The organism is Pseudoflavonifractor phocaeensis (assembly GCF_038439875.1).
In the GTDB taxonomy this organism is placed as follows: domain Bacteria; phylum Bacillota; class Clostridia; order Oscillospirales; family Oscillospiraceae; genus Vermiculatibacterium.
Genome location: NZ_JBCDMT010000002.1, coordinates 82,626 through 103,103, shown reverse-complemented (window position 1 = coordinate 103,103; position 20,478 = coordinate 82,626). Strand labels below are relative to the sequence as shown.

1 protein-coding gene (cut by a window edge) is annotated in these 20,478 nt (G+C 65.3%); it reads right to left on the bottom strand.

The annotated features are described in order from the left end of the window. Positions 1–20,478, bottom strand: partial view of an RCC1 domain-containing protein gene (locus AAEU42_RS03160; RefSeq protein ID WP_342232078.1) — the beginning only. 82,182 nt of this gene lie to the left of the window's left edge; 20,478 of the gene's 102,660 nt are visible here — the first part of the coding sequence; its start codon is at positions 20,476–20,478; its stop codon lies off the left edge, out of view.

The window sequence follows — 20,478 nt, the reverse complement described above, 5'->3', positions numbered from 1 at the left end:
GCCGGTCTCCACGGCCACGGCCAGGGCATGGCTCCCGCCCGCGGCTACGGCGATGACGTTCTCCAGGGCGTAGCCGTCCCAGCGGATCACCTGGACGGGAGAGTAGCTGTCCACGTTGGTACCGTTGCCCAGCTGGCCGCTGGCGTTCCGGCCCCAGGTCCACACGGTGCCGTCGGCGCGCAGGGCCACGGTGAAATCGTCGCCGCTGGCCGCCATGGGGGCGGTGAAAGAGGCCTCCACGCCCCCCTCGGCGGGCCGCTTGACGGTGATCACGATCTGGCCCATCAGTCCGCCGGTGAGGGTGTCGTACACGGCCAGGGTGGTCTCGCCATAGTGGCCCAGGCTGTTGGCCACGATGTTGATGCCCTCCATATGCACCAGCCGGTCGTCGGCGGGAACAAAGAGGAAGCGGCTGTCGGCGGGGCTGACCACCGGGGCGGCGTTGCCGTTGGCGTCGGTGCCGGTGCCGCTGGCGTCGGCCAGCACCACCCGCTCGGTGTGTTTGTAAAGGTTAAAGCCCTTCCCGGTGACCCGGACCAGCTCATCCACGCTGACGCTCTCGCCGCCGTTCAGGGTGAGGAAATAGTCCTGGATCATATCGCCGGTGCCGGTCCCCGTCTTGTCGTAGAACTGGCCGGTGGTCTTGTCCACCAGGGCAATGCGGTCGTAGCCCGCGTCGCCCACCCGGTGGGGACGGCCCGTGGTGGAGCTGACCTGGGTATTGGCGTCGTCATAGGCCGCGCCCATGGAGGACTGGTCGCCCCGCTGGCCGTAAGTATTGCCGCCCCAGGTCCAGACGGAGCCGTCGGCGCGCAGGGCCACGGCCCCCTCCGTGCCGAAGTCGGCGGAGCGGACCTGGATCATCTTGTTGTCCACGTTCTCCCAGCCGGACTCATTCCAGCCCGCCAGGACGCGGGTGGGCACCGTCACCACGTTGTCGGGGGTGGCGGCCAGGCTGACGCCGGTCTGGAGCGCGTTGTTTTGGCCGAAGGCGTACATGACGCCCGCCTCCACCAGATTGCCGTCCCCATCCCGGAGGGTGCCCAGCAGAGCGGAGGTGTAGTGGCCAGCGGCCAGGCCAGTGATGTGGAATTCACTGGCGTAGGTGTGGTAATCGGGCGCGGTCACCATGGCGGGGTCGGAGGCGTCAAAGACCTTGGCCAGGTTGGGGCTCTGGGTCCCGTTGCCTCGGGCCACGGCCCCCCGGACGGTGGCTCTGGGCGCGGCGTCCAGCAGGTCGTGGTAAGCGGCGGAGCCGAAGCCGTAGACGAAGCGGCTGTGGCTGTCCAGCAGCAGAGCGTGGTTGCCGCCCGCGGCGATGGTGACGATATTGCGCTGATAGTAGTCCTCGGAGAGGTTGTTCAGGGTGGCGCTGACCTCGCCGGTGTGGTTGGTGGACACGTCCGCCTGCTTGTCGATGCGCAGGGGGGCGATGGTATTTTCCCCGGCCAGATCGTCAAATCCGGTGTAAAAATCCTGAAGCTGGCTGCCTACAGGGTTGGTCCAAACGCCGTAGGACTGGCCCATAAAGTCTTTATAGTGCAGGTTGCTGCAGTTTTCACTGTAAATATACCAGCTCCGGCTCAACCCGGTTTGGTTGAAATCGCCCCAGTAAGCCACGGAACCGTCGGTCTTCAGCGCCAGAACGCCATGGTCACTTGCTACAAGGTCAATCACGTTGTGGAGATAGCCATAGTTATTGCTGTCCCGGTCCACGTCGCCGTTCTCAGAGCGGACCATGGCAGGCGTCATGACATAGGGGGAGTAACCAAAGACATTACAGCTGCCCCAACCATGGCTATGGGTCCAGGTTTTGTGAGAATTTCTATAATACTCCACACCTCTGGCAATACCCACTTCGCCCATGAAGTCACTGCCCCAGGCGAAAACATAGCCGTCCGCCGTCAGAGCGTAAGCGGTCTCGTAGCCCGCCGCGACCCGTACGATATTGTGGAGGTAAATGTCCTCCCCATCGCCAGTACCCGGTGCCTGTGCGCCCAGAGAGACCCGCTGGGCCACCGTGGAATACCGGCTGCTGTCGGCAATGCGGCCGTAGCCGTCCAACTGGGTGGAACTGTAACCCAGCTGGGCGTGCTGGTTGTCGCCCCAGGACCAGACGAAGCCGTCCTTATCCACGGCGTAAGTGCTGGTGCCTCCGGCGGCGATGTGGACGATCCCGGTCAGCAGGCTTCCGTCGGCCTTGACGACCTGGACGGGATAGTTCCGGCTGGCGCTGGCCACGCTGTTTCCGTCGATATTACCGTCATGGTTCAGACCGTTGCCCAGCATACCATAATAGTTAAACCCACTCGTGACAGGGATATAGTTGCTGCCCCAGGTCCACACCGTGCCGTCGGAGAGGAGGGCGGCGGTATGGTAGGCGCCGGAGGAGACCATGGGCACGGCGATGATCTTGCTGTCGGCGCCGTAGACCCAGTTCATGGACTGGTCGGTGGTCTCCTTGGAGGCGTAAGGCATCAGCCGTACGGTGAGCAATGTCTGGGTCTTATGCTCCCGGTCCCGGATGACCAGGCGCACCTCGCCGGTGGCGTCGTCCCGGACGGGCACCAGGGTAACAGTGCCGTCGCCGTTGTCCACCACCTGGAGCAGCTCGGGGGCCATGGAGGTGACCGTCACGTCGGAGGCCAGGGAGGGGGCGTCGTCCCGGCTGTCGGCGGGATTGCGCAGGCCGAAGTTTCGGGCGGTCCGGCGGAAGACCTTGCCCAGCTCGATGGTGAGGGTATAGTTTTGTCCCATGGTGATGTAGCTGCCAAGGGGGTTATAGGCCGGGAGCTCGTTCACCTGGAACTGGTTCTGGGCGGAGTAGGTCACGGCCACTCCGGCGGGCGTCTCGCCCACCCGGTCGCCGTAGGGGGCATAGCTCAGATAGGCGTCGTCCACCACCATGGCGCCGTCGTCGATCCGGCCCACCTGGACTGGGTAGAACTTGTTGGCGGTGGTGAAGTCGCCCAGGGTCCCGGCCACACTGCTGCCGCCGTTGGTGCCCCAGGCCCAGACGGAGCCCTCGTCCTGGACGGCCACGCTGGCGTACTCGCCCAGGGCCAGGTCGGTGGCCCGGTTGAAATACCCGTCGTAGTTGGCGTTGGTGTCGTAACGGGTGTCGTTGTGGGAGTTGCCCCGCACCACCCGGCTGGGCAGCGGCTTGTTGGCGCTGTCGGCGTTGCCCTGTCCCAGGGCTCCCGTGTTCCCGGCGCCCCAGACATAGAGGTACTGGAACTCATAGGAGTCGGTGGGGTCGTTGTAGTCGGCGTAGGCGTTGGCCCCCAGAGCGGCGGCCTCGGCGGGCATGACACGGGCGCCGGAGGCGTAGGCACCGGCGTAGACTGCCCGCACGCCGGTCATGCGGACCTCGGCGATGCCGTTGTCCACATCCGCGGTGGAGAGCAGGACATATTTGGGTGTACGGGCGTAGGCGGTGTCCGTGGGCGTGGTGGTGCCGTCGCCCACCTGTCCGGCGGAGTTGCGGCCCCAGGCCACGGCGGCATGGATGCCGTCGGTCTCCCGCACCTGGGCAACGGCGTGGTAGTAGCCGGCGTCCAGGGAGAGGACGTCGGTGAGGCGGCGGTAACCCAGGTCCGTATACCGCTGGCCGGCCGCCACCGGGTAGGGGTTGTACTCCCGGACTACGGCGGAATAGGCAGTGTTATTGTATCCGGTGCCCAGGGTGCCGGCGGTGTTCTCGCCCAGAGCAAAGACGCTGCCGTCCTGGCGGAGCATGCGCAGGCTGTCGTACCCGGCCTCCACGGCCACGATGTTGGTAAGGTACTCGGCGCTCTTCAAATTGTGGAAGCCGTCGCCCAGCACGCCCAGGTGGCTGCCGGACATACCGGCCCACATCTTCTGGGGCACGAGGAAGGAGCTGATCAGGCTGCCGGCGGTGGAGCTGGTGGGCGCCATATCCCGAATCTCGCTGAACTTGTTGAGGCCCCAGAACCACACGGAGCCGTCGGTCTTGTCCAGGGCCACGGAGAAGTAGCCCCCCGCGGTCACGGCGCCCACGTTGCTCAGCGGCGTGGCGGCGTCCATCATCACCATTCTGGCATAGAGCTGGTTGCCGTTGGCGTTGACCGCGCCGTTGGTGGCGTCGCCCCAGGCCCAGACATGGCCGTTCTGGTCCAGCGCCAGGGAGTGGCGGTAACCGGCGGCCACGGCCACGATGCCGGTCAGCGGGGCGTTGGCCCCCGTCATGACCTGGACCGGGTAAGAGCGGGTGGTGGTGGTGCCGTCGCCCAGCTGGCCGTAATTGTTGGCGCCCCAGGCGTACACGGTGCCGTCCGCCTTCAGGGAGACCGTGTGGGCCAGGCCGGTGTCCACCATGGGCACGGCGAGGGCGGAGGAAACGGCATAGGAGACCTCCGTCACCGTGATCTGCAGAAGCATGACCCCATGAGGGACATCGTCGATAATATAGGTAATATAGATGGAGGCCCGGCCCACGTTGTGGCCGGTGATGACCACGTTTCCGCCCACCAGGGCGGCGGTGGCCACGCTGGGATCGCTGCTGTCGAAAATGAGGGCGGCGGGGTCCATCAAGGCATAACGCTTTACAGTGGTCAGCAGATTGAAGGCGGCATAGCTGTCCACATAGAGCTCGCTGACAGGGATGCTCATGGTCTGGTTGGCCCCGGCGTCCAGGGCCGCGTCGCCGCTGATATTGGCGCTCAGCGTATAGAAGTTGTCCTGCTTGACGCCGATCCCGTTGGCGTCGGCCCCGGCGATCCACACGATCTGATCGTAAGCCTCGCTGCCGTAGCGGCCGGGGCTGCGGATATCCGTAGTCACGGTGGGGTCGGAGGAGGCGGCATTATACTTGCCCCAGCCCTGGCTGCCCATCATATACACCGCGCCGGACTTGTCCATCAGCACGGAGTGGGTGTAGCCGCCGGCCAGGGAGACCAGGTCGTGGAACAGCCCGCCGTCCAGCACCACGGCGGTGGGATAGGTGGCGTTGACGTTGGTGCCGATGCCCAGCTGGCCGGAGGTGTTCTGGCCCCAGGCCACCACCAGGTCGCCGGTGCCGTCCTTCAGGCGCATCAGGGTATGGTTGTCCCCGGCGGCGATCTGGCTGGCTGCCTTGCCGCTCACCACGGAAGAGGTGCACTGCACGGGCGCGCCCTGGTTCTGGGTGCTGCCGTTGCCCAGCTGGCCGTCGCCATTATAACCCCAGGCATAGACCTGGCCGTTCTTCTTCAGGGCCACGCCGTGGTTGGTCCCGGCGGCGATCCTGGTGACCTGGTCGATATAGTAGCCGTTGGGGTCGGAGGCGCCGGCGGCCACCTGGACGGGCACCAGGCTCCGGTTCCCGGCCTCGGGGTTGCCCAGCTGGCCGGAGGCGTTGGAGCCCCAGGAATAGACGGTGCCGTCGGCCCGGAGTGCAAGGGCAAAGTTCGCCCCCGCGGCCACCGAGCTGATGTTGGTGAGGGTCCCGATGTCCTCCAGGCTGTGGACCGCCTGAGGCACGGGATAGTAGAGGGTGTCGGGCTGGAGGACCAGGGCGGGGCTCACGGTGGTGGCGGTGCCGCCCAGGTTTTCCGTGACGTAGGTGGCCTTGGGGGCCACGCCAATCCCGATCTGACCGCCGTAAGCGGCGTTGGTGTCGCTGACGCCCACCGCCTTGTTGGTGCCGAAGGACCACACCTGGTTGTTCTCCCGGGTGACCACCAGGGAGAAGCCGGTCCCGGCGGCGATGCTCCGGGCGGTGCCAAGAGCCTGGTCCCCGGTGCCGAAGTAGGGAGACTTCCGGGCCACCAGGGAGTCCGTGCTGGTCTGACGCACGTAGTAATACTTCCAGGTGGTGCCGTTGTTGTTGGTCCCGGAGCTTCCCAGGTAGGCCTCAAAGCTGTTCCAGGTGCCCAGGCCCAGCTGGCCGTAGTCGTTGGAGCCCCAGCCGTAGAGGTTGCCCTTGTTGTCCAGGGCCAGGAAGTGGTGGTCGCCGGCGGCCACCTCGATGATGTAATCCCCGGCGGCCAGGCCGTCGAAGGTCACCTGGGTGGGATACTCATAGGTGACGGTGTAATAGGCGGAGCTGTAATTGGTGGTGTTGTTCTGGGCCACGGTGGCCTGGTCCCGCAGCAGACGGAACTGGCCCCACATCCACACGGTGCCGTCGCCCCGGAGGGCCACCGTGGAGTTGATCCCGGCGGTGACCATGGGGGATACGATGGCGCCCTGGGGCACGATCATGATTTCGTAGGTCCCCTTGTAGTTGTTGTTGGGGTTGGTGATGGTAATGGTGATGCGGCCGTAGAGGTCCCCGGTGGGAACCAGATACCACCTGCCGTCGGACAGCTGCTCAAACTTGGCGATCTGCTCGTCGGAGGACTCGTAGATCAGGCTGGGCACGTCGGCGGCGGAAATGGGGCTGTCAAGGGTCGTGTCGATGAGGTTGAAGCCGCTGGAGTAAGACTCGATCAGATCGTTGGGATCGATCCAGAGCATCTGATCCACCGTAATAGCGGAGGGGTTGGGCATCTTGGGGCCCAGCTCCTTCTCCACGGTGCTGCCGTAGCGGTCATAGACCTTGGCGTCGCCGATGACGATGGCATAGTAGTTGCCCAGACCGGCCTGCACCAGCAGGCTGCGGTTCTCGGTGGTGAAGTCGCCCAGCTGGCCGTTGACGTTGAGGCCGGTGCCCCACACGGAGCCCTCCTCCCGAGCCACCAGGGAATTGCGGTAGCCCGCGGAGATGGTCATCAGCTCCCGGGCGTAGACCGCGTCCAGGGCGGAGGTGCTGGAGCCCTTGCCCATCCGGGTGGGGACGGAGGTGCTGGCGGCATAGCTGCCGTCGGCACTGGGATTGATGCCCAGCTGGCCGTAAGTGTTGTCGCCGAAGGCCCAGATGGCGGCGTCATCCTTGCCGCTGACATAGTCATAGGTCATGACCAGAGAGTGGGCTTCACCCGCGGAGATCTGGCGGGCCTGGGTCAGATTCACCTTCTGGGGAATGCTTGTAAAGGTATTTCCATTGCCAAGGCTGACGCCGAGCTGGCCCTTGCTGTTGTCGCCCCAGCTGTACACGCTCCCGTTGGCCAGGAGAGCTAGGGTGTGCCGTCCGCCGGCGGCCAGGTCGATCACATTGGCCAGGTAGTCGCCGGATCCGCCGACGTAGTTCTCCACCTGGATGGGGGCCATGGCGGGCTCCACGGTAGGGGCGCCCAGCTGGCCATAGGTGTTGTCGCCCCAGGCGAAGGCGGAGCCGTCGGCCCGCACGGCCACGGAGTGGCTGGCGCCGCCGTCCACCCGGACGATGTCGTCCAGGTAGAGGTCCGCGCTGTCGGACGCGCCCTTGAGCACCTTCTCCGGCTCATAGCCGTGGGCTTCGGCGTCCCCGGTGCCCAGCTGGCCCTTGTCGTTGCGGCCGAAGGACCAAACGTTGCCGTTCACGTCCACCAGCAGGCTGTGATAGTCGCCGGCGGCGATGTACTTGATGTCGGGGAGGAACACCGCGGCCCCGGAGCTGGCGATCAGCTTGTCCCGCACGTTCTGGGGCAGGGTGTAGTTCTCGGAGCGGACGGGGACAAAGATATCCTTCCAAAGGGGCTGATGGAATACGTCGGTATCGTAGACAATGGTCTTTTGATACTGGTCGTTCATCTCAAAGACGCCCAGCTGGCCGTAGCTGTTGTCGCCCCAGCTGTACACCAGCCCGTCCTTGGTCAGGGCCAGGAAGTGGTGGGCGCCGGCGGCCACCATGACCACGCCGGACATCTGCACGCTGTGCTCGGCGTCCATGTACACCGGCATGGGGACCTTGTACATGGGAGACTCGGCGATGGTGCCGTCGGGCTGGAGGACCCCGTCCGGCTGCAGGGTGCCCCACATCCAGACCAAGCCCTGGGCGTCCACGGCCACGCTGGCGCTCTCCCCCGCCGCCACCATGGGGACGGTGAACCGGTCGGAGGTGACGCCGTTCTCGTCGGTTTTGCTGCCCAGCACGCCCACCCGGACACTGGCCAGCATACGGCCGGAGGCGTCCAGGATGGAGATGGTGGCGGTGCCGGTCTTCTGATAGCCGGAGTTGGAGACCTTTCCGGTGGTGATGAGCCCGCTGGCGTCCACGCTGGCCACGCTGGGATCGCTGCTGACGAACTGCAGCCCGCTGAACTGACCCACGGAGGAGCTCTTCATCCCCCGGCACCACAGGTCGAAGCCATAGTACTCCTGATAGACGCTGCCCATGGTCCCGGCAACGTCGATGTTCACGCTCACCCCGTAACGCAGGGTATAGTAGTTGAAGCCCACGGGGGAGGCCGTGTTCTGAACAAACTTCACCGCGATGAGGCTGCCCCGGTGGCTGCTGACATAGTGGGCGGTCCCCTCATGGTCCCGCTGGTGGGCGGCTTCCTCGCCGTTGGCCACGATGCCCAGCTGGCCCACCCGGTTGTCGCCCGCCGCCAGCACGCGGCCATCGGCGGAAACCACCAGGGTGACATCGCCGCCGGCGTGGACCTGGTTGGCCCCGCTCAGAAAGACCCCCGCCGCCTGCTCGCTCTGACCGGCGGCCATGGCCACCAGCCCGGCGGAGCCCGCGGGGTAGGCCGTGGTGCCCAGCTGGCCCCAGGCGTTGGAGCCCACCGTGTAGGCGGTATAGCTCCCGTTGTCCTTGGCCACCACGGCGATGTGGGACCGGCCCACGGACACGCTGGTGATTCCGGACACGACAAATCCCCCGTTGTCCTTCAGGACCACGGGCACGCTGGTCTGGACCGGAGCGGCGCCGTCCGCCACGGGCATGCCGCCCCAGGCGTAGGCCCGGGTGGTCCAGGCGGAATTCACATCATCATAGACAAAGGCAATGGCGGCGGCGGTGCGGCCAAAGGCGGAGATGGAGGCCACCCGGCTGAGGACATGCTCCGTGGCCACGCTTTCCATGGGGAAGTCCGGGCCGTCCTTGACCTGGACGGGAGTGTTGGAGCCGTTCACAGCCAGGGTATCGGCGTCAGTGCCCATGGCGTATCCGGCGCCCAGCTGGCCAAACTCATTGCTGCCCCAAGCCCAGACAGTCCCGTCGCCCAGCTGGGCCAGGGAGAAGTCGGCGCCCGCGGCCAAATGGGTGGCGTTTTTGAAGTCGCCCTTGCCGTTCAGGCCCTTGACCACCACGGCGCCCACCTTTTCCAGCCGGTCGTTCTGGCCCAGCTGGCCCAGGGCGTTGCTGCCCGCGGCCCAGATGATCCGCTCGCCCTCGGCATTGACGCCCAGAGCCAGGGCATGGGAACCGCCGGCGGCCACTTCGGTGACGCCGGTGATCTCAACATTGGTAGTGTGGGTCTCCCCGTCCACCACTTCCGCCGCCTGGCGGGTGAGCAGGGCCACGGCGGGGACAGGAGCGGTCACCGTTGTGGCGGGATAGGGGACCTCGACAATATTTCCGCAAGTGCTGTTCTGGCACTTGTAGATCTTATACTCCGGATTGGCGGCGTTGCGGTCGGCGGACCACTTGACGGCCTCCTCATAGCCGGTCCCGGCCCAGACGTTGGTCTTGTCGTCGTAGATCAGCTCAAAAGCGTTCTTGCCGCAGACCGTGCAGTAAGGCACGTCGTTCTTGGGGCTCCAGGTCAGAGTACAGTTGGAGCAGAACCAGTCCTCGGTGGGCACCGCGATCTGAGTATCGGTCCAGGTCACAAGGACACAGCGGAAGCTGTCGGTCTCAGGATTGTGATAAAGGGCATAGTACTGCGTCCCCTCATCGCTCTCCAGCTCGCCGCCGGTGGCGGCGTCCCGGAACTGGGAGGGGATATAGCGCACTTCATTGCTGCCCTCTTCCGGTGTAAAGGACATATCCTTGTAATACGCGATCAGGGCGCCGGAGGCGCTGGCAAAATCGCTGTATTCATAATAAGTAACGCCGTTCTCGTCCTGATGGGCCGTCAGGGTTCCGGGGGCGGGAGCCGCCTCCTCCGTGGCCTGCTTGACGTGCTCGGTCTTGCTGGCCCGGCTGATGTTGTCGCTGCCGCAGCGGGGGCACGTAACGGGGTCGTGGTACTCCTCCTCGGAGCCGCCGCCCTCCTCTTCCTCATGGAACTTGGTCACGTTCTCCAGCTCGCCCAGGACCCACACCTTACCGCTGGAGACCACCAGAGTAAAGGTGTCACCGGCGGCCACGGCGGTGGCGGCTGTAAAGGGATTCCCCTGGTCATCAAGCACCTGGACGGGGAAGGCCCGCTCCACGAAGGTGCCGTCGCCCAGCTGGCCGTGGCGGTTGTCGCCCCAGGCCCAAACGGAGCCGTCGGATTTCAGCGCCACGGTGTGGCTGGCCCCCACGGAGACCTGGGGCTCCACAAACGCGCCCCCGGCGGGCTGCACCAGGACGCGGAGCATCGCCGTCACGCCCGTGGGCTTGTGGCGGATCATGAGATAGGTCTCCCCGTATTTGATGTTGTCGGGATCCAGCCGGTTGGGCGCGGCAAAGGCGCTGAACGCGGCGGGGGTGGTGGTGCCCGCGGGATCGGGAGCCAGGATGCTCTCGTCCATGGAGACCACTTCAAAATCACCGGCGTTGTTGGCGGTGACCGTTTCCAGGTTCAGCAGGTTCAGGCCGAAGGTGTTCTCCACCGACAGCTTGGTCAGGTCGATCATCAGGTAATCGTTCTCGCCCTCGATCGTCTGCTCTAGGCCCAGGGAGACGGAGGTGCCGCCATAGCCGGGGACAGCGTACTGCCCCACGTAGCCCCAGGCCTCGATGGTGCGGTAGGTGCGCTCTCCCACCAGTACGGGAATGACGCGCGCCTCCTCTGTGAAGTCGCCGATCTGGCCCCGGTCATTCTGACCGGCGCCGTAGACGAGGCCGGTATCCCGGCTCACCAAAATATGTTGTTCGCCAACGGCGAACACGTCCACCTGCTGCATGTAGTCCGCCTCTTGGGCGCCTGCGGCATGGTTGACGGTATTGTCTTTGTCAAAGGGGACGCCCGCCACGGCGGCGGTCCCGGGACGGTTCACGCCCAGGTTGTCCCCGCTGTTGTCGCCGTAAGCCAGCAGCACCCGGTCTCCGCTGCGCTCGGTGAGGGCCAAAGTGCCCCGATAGCCCGCGGCGATCTGGCGCACGCTGTCGGCGGTGGCGCTCATGCGGCTGGCCCGGCCGATGGTGCCCTGGGCGGTGCTGTCATCCAGGCTCACCTGCTTGAAGGCGTTGCTGCCCCAGCCGTAGAGGACCCCGGCGCCGTTTGCGCCCAGGCCGGCGCTGGTATCAAAGCGCAGTGCGGCGGCGTGGCCGCTGCCGGCGGCCAGATCAATGACCTGGTCTATGTGCTCGGCGTTCAGATTGTCCGTGGTGCCGGCCAGCTGCACGGGGGCGATACGGTACTGGGCGGTGCTGTCGTCGCCCAGCTGCTTCTCCCGGTCGTCGCCCCAGGCGAAGGCGGTGCCGTTGTAGCGCACGGCATAGGAGCTGTCCCCGCCCGCCGCGATACGGATGATGTTGTCCATCCGGGCGCTGGCGCTGGGGCTGCCGCCCTTGGTCACCGGGTGGGCCACCGTCAGATAGAGGTTGGAGAGATCGGCCCCCTCCACAGAGGGATCGATCCCGGTGGCGTCCCGGTTGATGCCGGCCTGGCCCCGGCTGTTGTCGCCCCAGGCGTACACAAAGCCGCTCTGGGTCAGCGCCAGGGCGTGGTTGGCCCCCGCGGCGATGGCGGTCACGGGGTCCGTTTCATTATAATATTGGTATGTGCCTGTGGTTTCGTCAAAGTACTTTTTGCTGAGAAGGTTGGTGCCCAGAGGGGTTCCATCCTCCAGGACCACCAAAGCCCACTCGGGGGAATAGTCGTAAGTCACGGTCTCCGTGACCATGGTCGTGCCCTCCGGGGTGGTGACCTCGTGGGTCACTTCCACCTCGAAGGAGCGGGCATTGCGGCCCAGCTGGCCATGACTGGCCAGACCGGTGGCCCACACCCGTCCAAAATTATCCAGCGCAAGGGTAAAGTAATCGCCGGCGGCGATAGCCGTAAAGCTGATTTCCTTGTCGCCATTCATGATGCCGTTCAGGGTGCGCACAGGGGTGTTTTGATACGCGCTCAAAGGATCCGCGGACGAGAAGCCCAGCTGTCCGAAGCTGTTGTCGCCCCAGACATAGACTTCGCCCCTGGCGGTCAGGGCAACCGAGTGCTTCTTGCCCGCCGCCAGCATGGGTGAGGCCGAAATGGCATCATCTTCTCCTGTACTGTAATCCTGCTGATAGCGCACAAAGACGGGTATGGCGACAAAGTTCTGCCTCTGGCTCCCGTCGGAGAGGGTTTCCGAAGAGGCGATCACCACCGTGGCGGCCCCCAGTTTCCCGGTGGGCGCGAAGGTAGCCAGATGGGGATTGCCCACCGTGCCGTCCCCGGAGAGATAGGGGGCGGTCAAAATGGCGGGATCGGAGCTGTACGCTTTGAGGTTCACGCTGTCCACCTGGCTCTGGGTACCGTCGGTGAGAAGGTTGAACCCGGCCAGGTATTGATAGTAAATGTTGTCCAGGTCGAATACCAGCACCTCTCCCCGGTCCATGATCACCTGAGAGGGGTTCTCCTCGCCCATGGGCTTGCTCTGCGTAAAGTGCTCTTGGTTTACACCATCCGTCAGCCAATAGTCGCCGCTGACCAGGACCTTGGACTCCCGGTCGCCGGCCATAACGGGGGCATAGGCGTCCACCACGGAGCTGTTGCCCAGCTGGCCGCCGGCGTTGCCGCCCCAGTTCCACACGTAGCCGTCGCCCCGGATCACGCCCATGTGGGAAGAGCCCGCGGCCAGATAGATCACGTTGGAGAGGGAAGGCTCGCTGGCGCTGGCGTTGGAGCTGTCGCCCTTCGCCACCAGCGCGGGGATGTCCGTCCAGGCGGTAACGGCGTTGGCCTCGTCCCGGCCCAGCTCACCATGGAGGTTGGAGCCCCAGGAGTAGACCTGCCGGCCGCTCACGGCGGCGGAGCTGTTTCCGCCGGCGGCCACGGCAGTGGCCCCGGTCACGTTGGACTTCACCGGCGCTGTAAAGGTAGTTTCGTTGCCAGGAGTGGGACGATCCTCCTCCGGGGTACCGGCGGGATAGACCGCGCTCACACCGGCGGAGTTGCCGCCCTGGCCATAGGTGCCGTCGCCCCAGGAGTAGACCAGGCCGGTGGGCAGCAGAGCCATAGAGTGGCTGCCGCCCGCGCTGATGGCCAGCACGTTGTTCAGCCGTCCGTCGTCCAGCCCGCCCTGGCCGTCGGCGCTCACATCGTAAGCGCCCTTCTTCACCTGGACGGCCACCCGGTAATTGAGGACATTCCCGGTACCCAGCTGGCCCTTGCGGTTATCGCCCCAGCCGAACACGGCGCCGTCGGAGCGGAGGGCCAGGGTATGGCCGTCCCCGGCGGAGATGGCGATGATGTGATTCAGATAGACGCCCTTGGCCGCGTCGTCGCCCTGGCGCACCTGGGTGGGGAGGGTCACGTCACAGTTATAGATAGGCTGGGTGAGGGTGGCCTCGCTGGGGAGCATCTCGCCGGCGGCGATCTTGTCCTGCTCCTCCTCATAGGCGGCCAGCTCGGCCAGATACATATCGTAATCGTAGAACTCCATCAGAGTGGGGATGTGCTTGTTGTCCTTCACATCATTAAAGAGGTACACATAGGGGAGCGCGCCGGTCAGGGCGCTGTCCGCGCCGAACTGATAGCGGCGGACCAGGCCGGTGTAGCCCACGCCTAGCTGGCCCTTGTCATTGTAGCCGAAGCTCCAGACAGTCCCCTTGGAAGTGAGCAGCACACTATAACCCTTTCCGGCGGCGGCCTTGATGACGCCGTCTGGCAAGGATTGTACCTTTACAGCTTTACTTTCTCTGGTCACATCCAGGGTGCCCAGCCCCAGCTGGCCGTGCTCGTTGGAGCCCCAGGACCAAACCGTGCCGTCGGCGGCCACGGCCAAAGCATGGTCGCCGCCCGCGGCGATGGCCACGATCCCGGTGAGCACCTGCTCACTGCCGTCGGCGGCGTTGAGGTAAACCACGTTCACCGGAGTGTCGCTGTACTCCTGTGTCAGGTTGGCGCCCAGCTGGCCATGCTTGTTGGAGCCCCAGGTCCACACGGTTCCGTCGGACTTGAGGGCCACGCTGAAGTCGCCGCCCAGGGAGAGGGCGGGAGTGGTCTGGATCTGGGTGCCGGCGGCCCCGCCGGTCTTGACCGTGTCCACCTTCACCACGAACATGGCGGAGAGCTTGTTGCTCCCGGTGGCGGAATCGGTGTTGTAGAGACGGATGGTCGCCTCGCCGGAGCCCACCGCGTTGAGCAGGATGCTGCCGGAATTGGCGGTGACCGTCACGACGGAGGGGTCGGAGGTCTGGACCTGGAACACGCCGCTGCTCACGGAATAGGTCTTGGGGTCCTGGGTGTACTTCATGGCCCGGAAGTTGCTGAAGTAGTGCTCCACCGTGCCGCTGATGTCCACCTGGTCGCCGGGGCGCAGCTCCACCAAATTGCCCAGCTCACTGCTGGCGGAACCGGCGGCATAGCTGCTGGCCACCGTGTAGGAGGAAGCGGCGATCCGCCCGCTGGCCCGCCCGGTGGTGGAGGCGTAACTATTATTATAGGTAGCGATGCTGGGGACCTCCGCCAGAGAGTCGGCATCGTCCTCCGCGGAAACAGTGCTCTCGGAGATCTCCGCAGGCGCGGCGTTCTCCTCTTCCTGAGGGGCCGTCTCCTCCTGAGCCGCCGCAGGAGTCTCCTCCGCGGAAGCGTCGGCCATGGCCGCGGTTCCCCCATCGGCGGGAGCCTCGTTCTCATCCAGGAGAGCAGTGGAGGCCGCGGCGGGGACGAATTCCACAGTGACGTTCATAGCCCCGTTCAGGCTGGCCACTTGGAACACGGCATTCACCGTATTGTCGTACCACTTCGCCGTATCCCCGGGATCGGCGGGAGAAGCCGTAAAGGTAATCGCCTTGCCAGCAGGAAGGATCACGCTGCCGCTGGTGAGGCCGGTCCCGATCACACCGGAAACCAGGGCGATCTCCAGGGTGCCGCTGCCGGCGGTGACGGAGTAATCCACAGTATAGTAGAGGGCGCTGCCGGTGGTGGGCTGGGTATCGTCGGTGCTGACCACCAAGGCCTGCTCCTTCACGACGCCGGAGAGGCTGTCGTACAGAGTCCAGCTGCCCACGGGCAGAGTGATCTGGCAGACGCCGTCAGAATCGTCGTCCGCCACAGGATAGTAGTTGCCCACCGTCACGCCGTCCATCCCCAGGGAGAAGGTCCGCCCGTCGGCCTGCGTATCGGTCCAGAGCGCAGCCCCACTGTCTAGGTTCAGTTCCAGCGTGCAGTCCCGGTAGAGAAGGTCCAGACTATTGTCCAGGCCGTTCCCAACCGTAATGCTGTTTACCTTTACACCATTGTCGCAGATATCGTAGGTACCGGCCGCCGCGCTGCCGGTATAGACGCCGGTGTTCCCGGCGGCATCGGTGAGGGTGGCGGCGGTGACACCCGTGTCGGTGACCAGCGTGATCACGTGACCCAGGGCGGAAGCGTCGGTCCAGGGGGTGGCGGCGCTGTTGTGCTTGAGGTTCACCGTCACCTCGTAGGTGTCGTCATAGCCCACGACCTTGCCGTTGACCGTGGCGATCCAGGCCTCGCTGTTGCCGGAGTCCGCCACATCGTTGTCCCGCTGGCCCAGAGAGAACTCGCCCAGCTGGCCCCAGTCGTTGGCGCCCCAAGCATACACGTTGCCCGCTTCATCCAAAGCCCCGGAGAACCCGTCGCCGGCGGACACCCGGTTGACGGCCCGGCCCTCCAGCGCGGTGATCCTGCCGATCTCCCAATCGCTGCGGTTGCCGGTCACGAGAGAGCTATCCTGGCCCAGCTGGCCCCGGCCGTTGTCGCCGAAGCCATAGACACTGCTGGAGGCCAGGGTGCCGTCCTCATTATAATGTCCCCGGACGATAATGGTGTGGTTCTTGCCGGCGGCAATGGCCACGCCGTTGGTGATGACGTTGGTCCCCTCTTTCAGGTCCATGGCCGCGCTGTACTTCAGCACGCTGGGATCGTTGACCGGGCCCAGCTGGCCGTAAGTATTGTCGCCGAAGGCACGGATGCCGTAGGTGGTGGCCCCGTCGTTGGGCCGGATCATCACGAGGGTGTGGTAGTAGCCTGCGGCCACATCCACCACGCCGCCCATGACCGTGTTGCCCGCGATGGTGGCCAGGCCCAGGCTGGGCATATACTCGTCGCCGGTGGTGACGCCCAACTGGCCCCGGGTATTGTCGCCCCAGGTCATCAGGGCGGAGACATAGCTGCCGTAGCTGCCGTTGCTGCCCAGCGCCATGGAGTGCCAGCCGCCGGCAAAGACCTTTTGGGCCCCTTCCAGGTAGCCGCTGTCGGAGTTGGTCTTATCCACCACCTGGGCGGGATAGTTCCTGCACCGGTCCACCATCTCCACGCCGGCGCCGAAGTCCTCGCCCTGGCCCAGCTGGCCACGCTGGCCATCGCCCCAGGAATAGACGAACTGGTCCGCCTTGCCCAGATAGGCCAGAGAGTGGAACCCGCCGGCGGCGATGCTGGTGGCGCCCACCAGGTAAGTGCCGCCCAGGGTCAGGTTGCCCGCGTGGACCTGGGCGGGAGCGGAGCGGTCGTTGAAATCCTCCAGGCCCAGCTGGCCACGGTCGTTCCGGCCCCAGGCGTACACCGTGCCGTCACTGGTCCGGGCCAGCACATGGTAGAAGCCCACAGAGATCTCTTCGATCAGGTTCAGCTTGTCGGTCTGGCCGTCCACACCCTTCACCTGAACGGGGTAAGTGGTAAAGGGGATTTCCTTGCCAGGTGCACCCATGCCCAGCTGGCCATAAGTGTTGTCACCCCAGGCCCACACCGAGCCGTCGGTCTTCAGGGCCACGGTAAAGCCCTCGCCGCTCCGGATGCAGGCGTCGGTGAAGTTATCGGAGTCCTTGACCTCCACGGCGAACCCGCCGGAGTAGATAAAGGCGTCGGGATCGGCCAGCACCTCGGTCACCGTGATGTCGCTGGTGCCGAAGCGGCTGTCGCCCTCGCCGGGGGTGGGGGTCAGCTTCCCGTTGTAGGGCGCCGTGTCCCCAGCCATCTGGCTGGCGGTGATAATAATGGGGTCGCTGGAATCGTAGGTGAACTCATCCGGTTCCCCCACGTTGTAAGGTACGGCACGATCCCGTTCCCACAGGTTGAAACCAACGCTGTAATAACGGGTGATGCCCTCTTTGAAGATAGTGATATGCTGACGGTCCGTGATGGACAGGCTGGCCAAAAGCTGGGTCTCGGGAATGGCCAGGGCATTGGGATCGGTCTCCTGATAGACGCCCAGCTGATTGGCGTAGCGGGCGGAAAGGGTGGTGGAGAGCACCGCGCCGGTATCCTCGTCCACGTCGTCGGTGTAGACCCACACCTTATTGAAAATGAGATAGCGGTCGATATCGTCGCCGACCCGGTTGATGATACCCACGTTGTTCTGATTATCAAATGCCTTGCCCAGGCCCAGCTGCTTGCTGGCGTTGTGTCCCGTGGCGTTGACCACGCCGCCTTCAAATACGATGACGGAGAAGTCGGCGCCGGTGGAAACCTCGTAGACACCGGGCTCGTGATCCTTGTCCAGATACCCGTTTACCGTCAGGTCGGAGTTTTCCGCAGCCCACACCAGCTCAGGCACCGCCTGGCTGGGGGTGCCGCCGGCGCCGGAGGTCATGGCGGTGGTGCCGAAGCCCAGCTGGCCGTTGGAGTCGGCGCCCCAGGCAAAGAGGGCGCCCTTGTCGGTGCGGCCCAGGGTAAACTCATAGCCGGCGGAGACCCCCACCATGCGGCCCTCCAGCAGGGCGGAGGATTTCCAGCTCACCTGGGTGGGGGAGGGCTTGTTCACCTGGTCGTTGCAGCCCACCTCGCCGTGGCTGTTGGTGCCCCAGCCCCAGGTCACGGGGGTGGCGAACTCCTCGCTGCTGCCGTTTTTGAAGTTGACGCTCAGCGCGGCGCCGTGGCCGTAAGAGGCCTGGCCCCACTTGCCCACGCCGCCGTTGACGTCCAGGTCCACCACGCCGCTCAGGCCGCTGAGAACCGTGGCGGCCAAAACGGGCTTGTTGGCGTTGGTATCGCCCAGGCCCAGCTGGCCGCTGCGGTTGTCGCCCCAGCTGTACACGTTGCCGTTCCAGTCCAGGGCGCTGGCAAAGTCCGCGCCCAGAGAGACGGAGATGATGTTTTTCAGGTTCGTCAGGTTCCCGCTGGCATCCTCGGTCTGCACCAGGACGGGCAGACCCGCCATCCGGTCAGAGGCGCTGCCGCTGGTCCAGGGATCGGCGGGGTCCTCCCCCTGTCCCAGCTGGCCCATGCTGTCGTCGCCCCAGGCATAGACCCGGCCGTCAGCCGTGACCGCCATGGAAACATAGCCCCCGGCGGCGATGGAGACGATATTGGTCAGGTACCCCTCGCTGTTGGTGTCCAGGCCGTTTTCCGGGCCCCGGACCTTAACAGGATAGTTGGCGTTGGTGATGTTGTTCTGGCCCAGCTGGCCCCGGCTGTTGTCGCCCCAGACCCAGACGGTGCCGTCGGCGGAAAGAGCCATGGAGTGCTGATAGCCCGCGGCCACCGACACGATATTGCTCAGCGGGGTCAGCGCGCCGCCGGCTTTGGTGCGGTTGATGGTCATGGGAGTATTGATATCGGAGGTGGCGCTGCCGCTGATGGTGATGCTGGTCAGCTGTTTGCGGCTGTTCCAGCCCCAGCCCTGGACCGTGCCGTCGGAGAGGAGAGCCAGAGTGTGGGCGTGGCCGGAGGCCACCATGGACACCGCGTATTTGGCGTCGGGGTTGCTGGGGTCGGCGCTGCTCTCGGTATATCTCCCCCGGACCTCCAGCTCCATGACGCCGAAGGAGGGCATACCACCGATGTAGCTGCGGGCGTAAACTCTGGTCCGCCCCTCGCCCACGGCCCGGATCTTCGTGGTGCCGTCCACCACCTGGGCCACCCGCCGGTCCAGCACCACGATGTTGCCGCTGTTGGGCGCGGCGCCGATGAGGGCCCCCAGATAGCTGCCCACGTCCAACTCCTGGCCCGCCACCATGCGCAGGTACCCCTGCACCGGATTCGATGCAGGGTTGTTCAGGGTGGGGCCGTTGAAGGCGGTCTCGATGTCGATGTTGGTCACGGCGGAGCTGCCGGAACTGCCGGAGAAGGTGCTGGGCGTTTCCGGCGCGGCGGTGTTCCCGTCGTTTTCATTCGTGCCGGCCTCGTTTTCCCCCTCCGGAGAGTTCTCGTCCCCGGGGGCGGGGTCACCGTTCTCAGTGGTATTGGCCCCCGTCTGGGCCTCCCCCACTCCGGGGAGATAGACGGCGGAGCCATATGTAGTGATGCTCTCGTTGGATTTCAGAGAGACGCGGAACATGGCCTCCAGGAACTCCGGCCCTCCGGCCGTGCCTGTCCCGGCGGTTTCCTCACTGCTGGGGGAAGGCTCCGCGCTGGCGGTGGGTGTCTCGCCCTCTTCGGCCTCCGGCTGGGGGGCCATGGGGACCTCGCCCTCTTCAACCTCCACCTCTCCGCTTTCGGCGGGAGGCGCGCTGACCGCGGCAGTCTCCTCAGGGGCAGAACTGACCGCGGGGGCCGCAGACTCGGCGGCCTCCGGCGCGGCGGAAGGGGCAGCCCCCTCTTCCTGGCCCAGCAGGTTGAAGCTGCCGGCCTCGGTGGAGGGAGACGGGGAGGCGGGGGTGGCAGAGCTCTGGGGCTCCTCCCCGCCAAAGACGGACAGGTCGTAATCAGAGTTCTCCTGGGTCAGGCCCTCGCTGTACAGCTGGCGGAGGAACTCCTGGATCTCAGGGGACTCGTCGTAAATGCTCTTGGAACCGGTGGTGTCCTCCGTGTTGGCCCCGTTGAGAAGTTGCTGGGCCAGATCCGCATCGGAGAGGGCCCCGGCGCTGGGCGCCTGGGTGGGCTTCTCCCCGGTCCAGGTCACCTTAACCCGGCAGGAGATCATGGGGGCGGTGGTCTCGCTGGCGTCGTAAATGGTCCAGCTCACCGGCTCAAAGGAGAGCTCGTCGCTGTAATCCTCCTCGCCGAACATGGCCTCCCACACGAACTGCTCCTTCAGCTTGAGCTTGGCCTCCGCCTGGGCGCGCAGGCTCAGGCGCCTGGGCTCGTCCAGGGTCGCCATATACTTGCGCTGGTCCCGGCTGAGATACTCCACCCGCTCCAGATTCAGGGAGGCGGGGAAAAAGGCGGCATACTCCTCTATGCTCAACAGCCCAAGATACTGGATGTCGGTCATGTAGGCGGTGACTTCCGTCTCCTCATAGCCCTGGGTAAAGCCGATGCTGGTTTTATCCAGCACCAGGGGCATAGGAATCTCAGCCCCCTCCAGATCGGTCTTGGAGGCGGCTGTCTCTACGTCTGCCTGATTCCGGGTCTTAGCCTGCTGGGCGGCCTCTATCACGGCCGCCGCGCCAGGCCCGCTGATCCCCGTCAGCAGGGAGAGCGTCATGGATGCAGTTAAGATTCCCGACACGATGCGCGTCGGCAA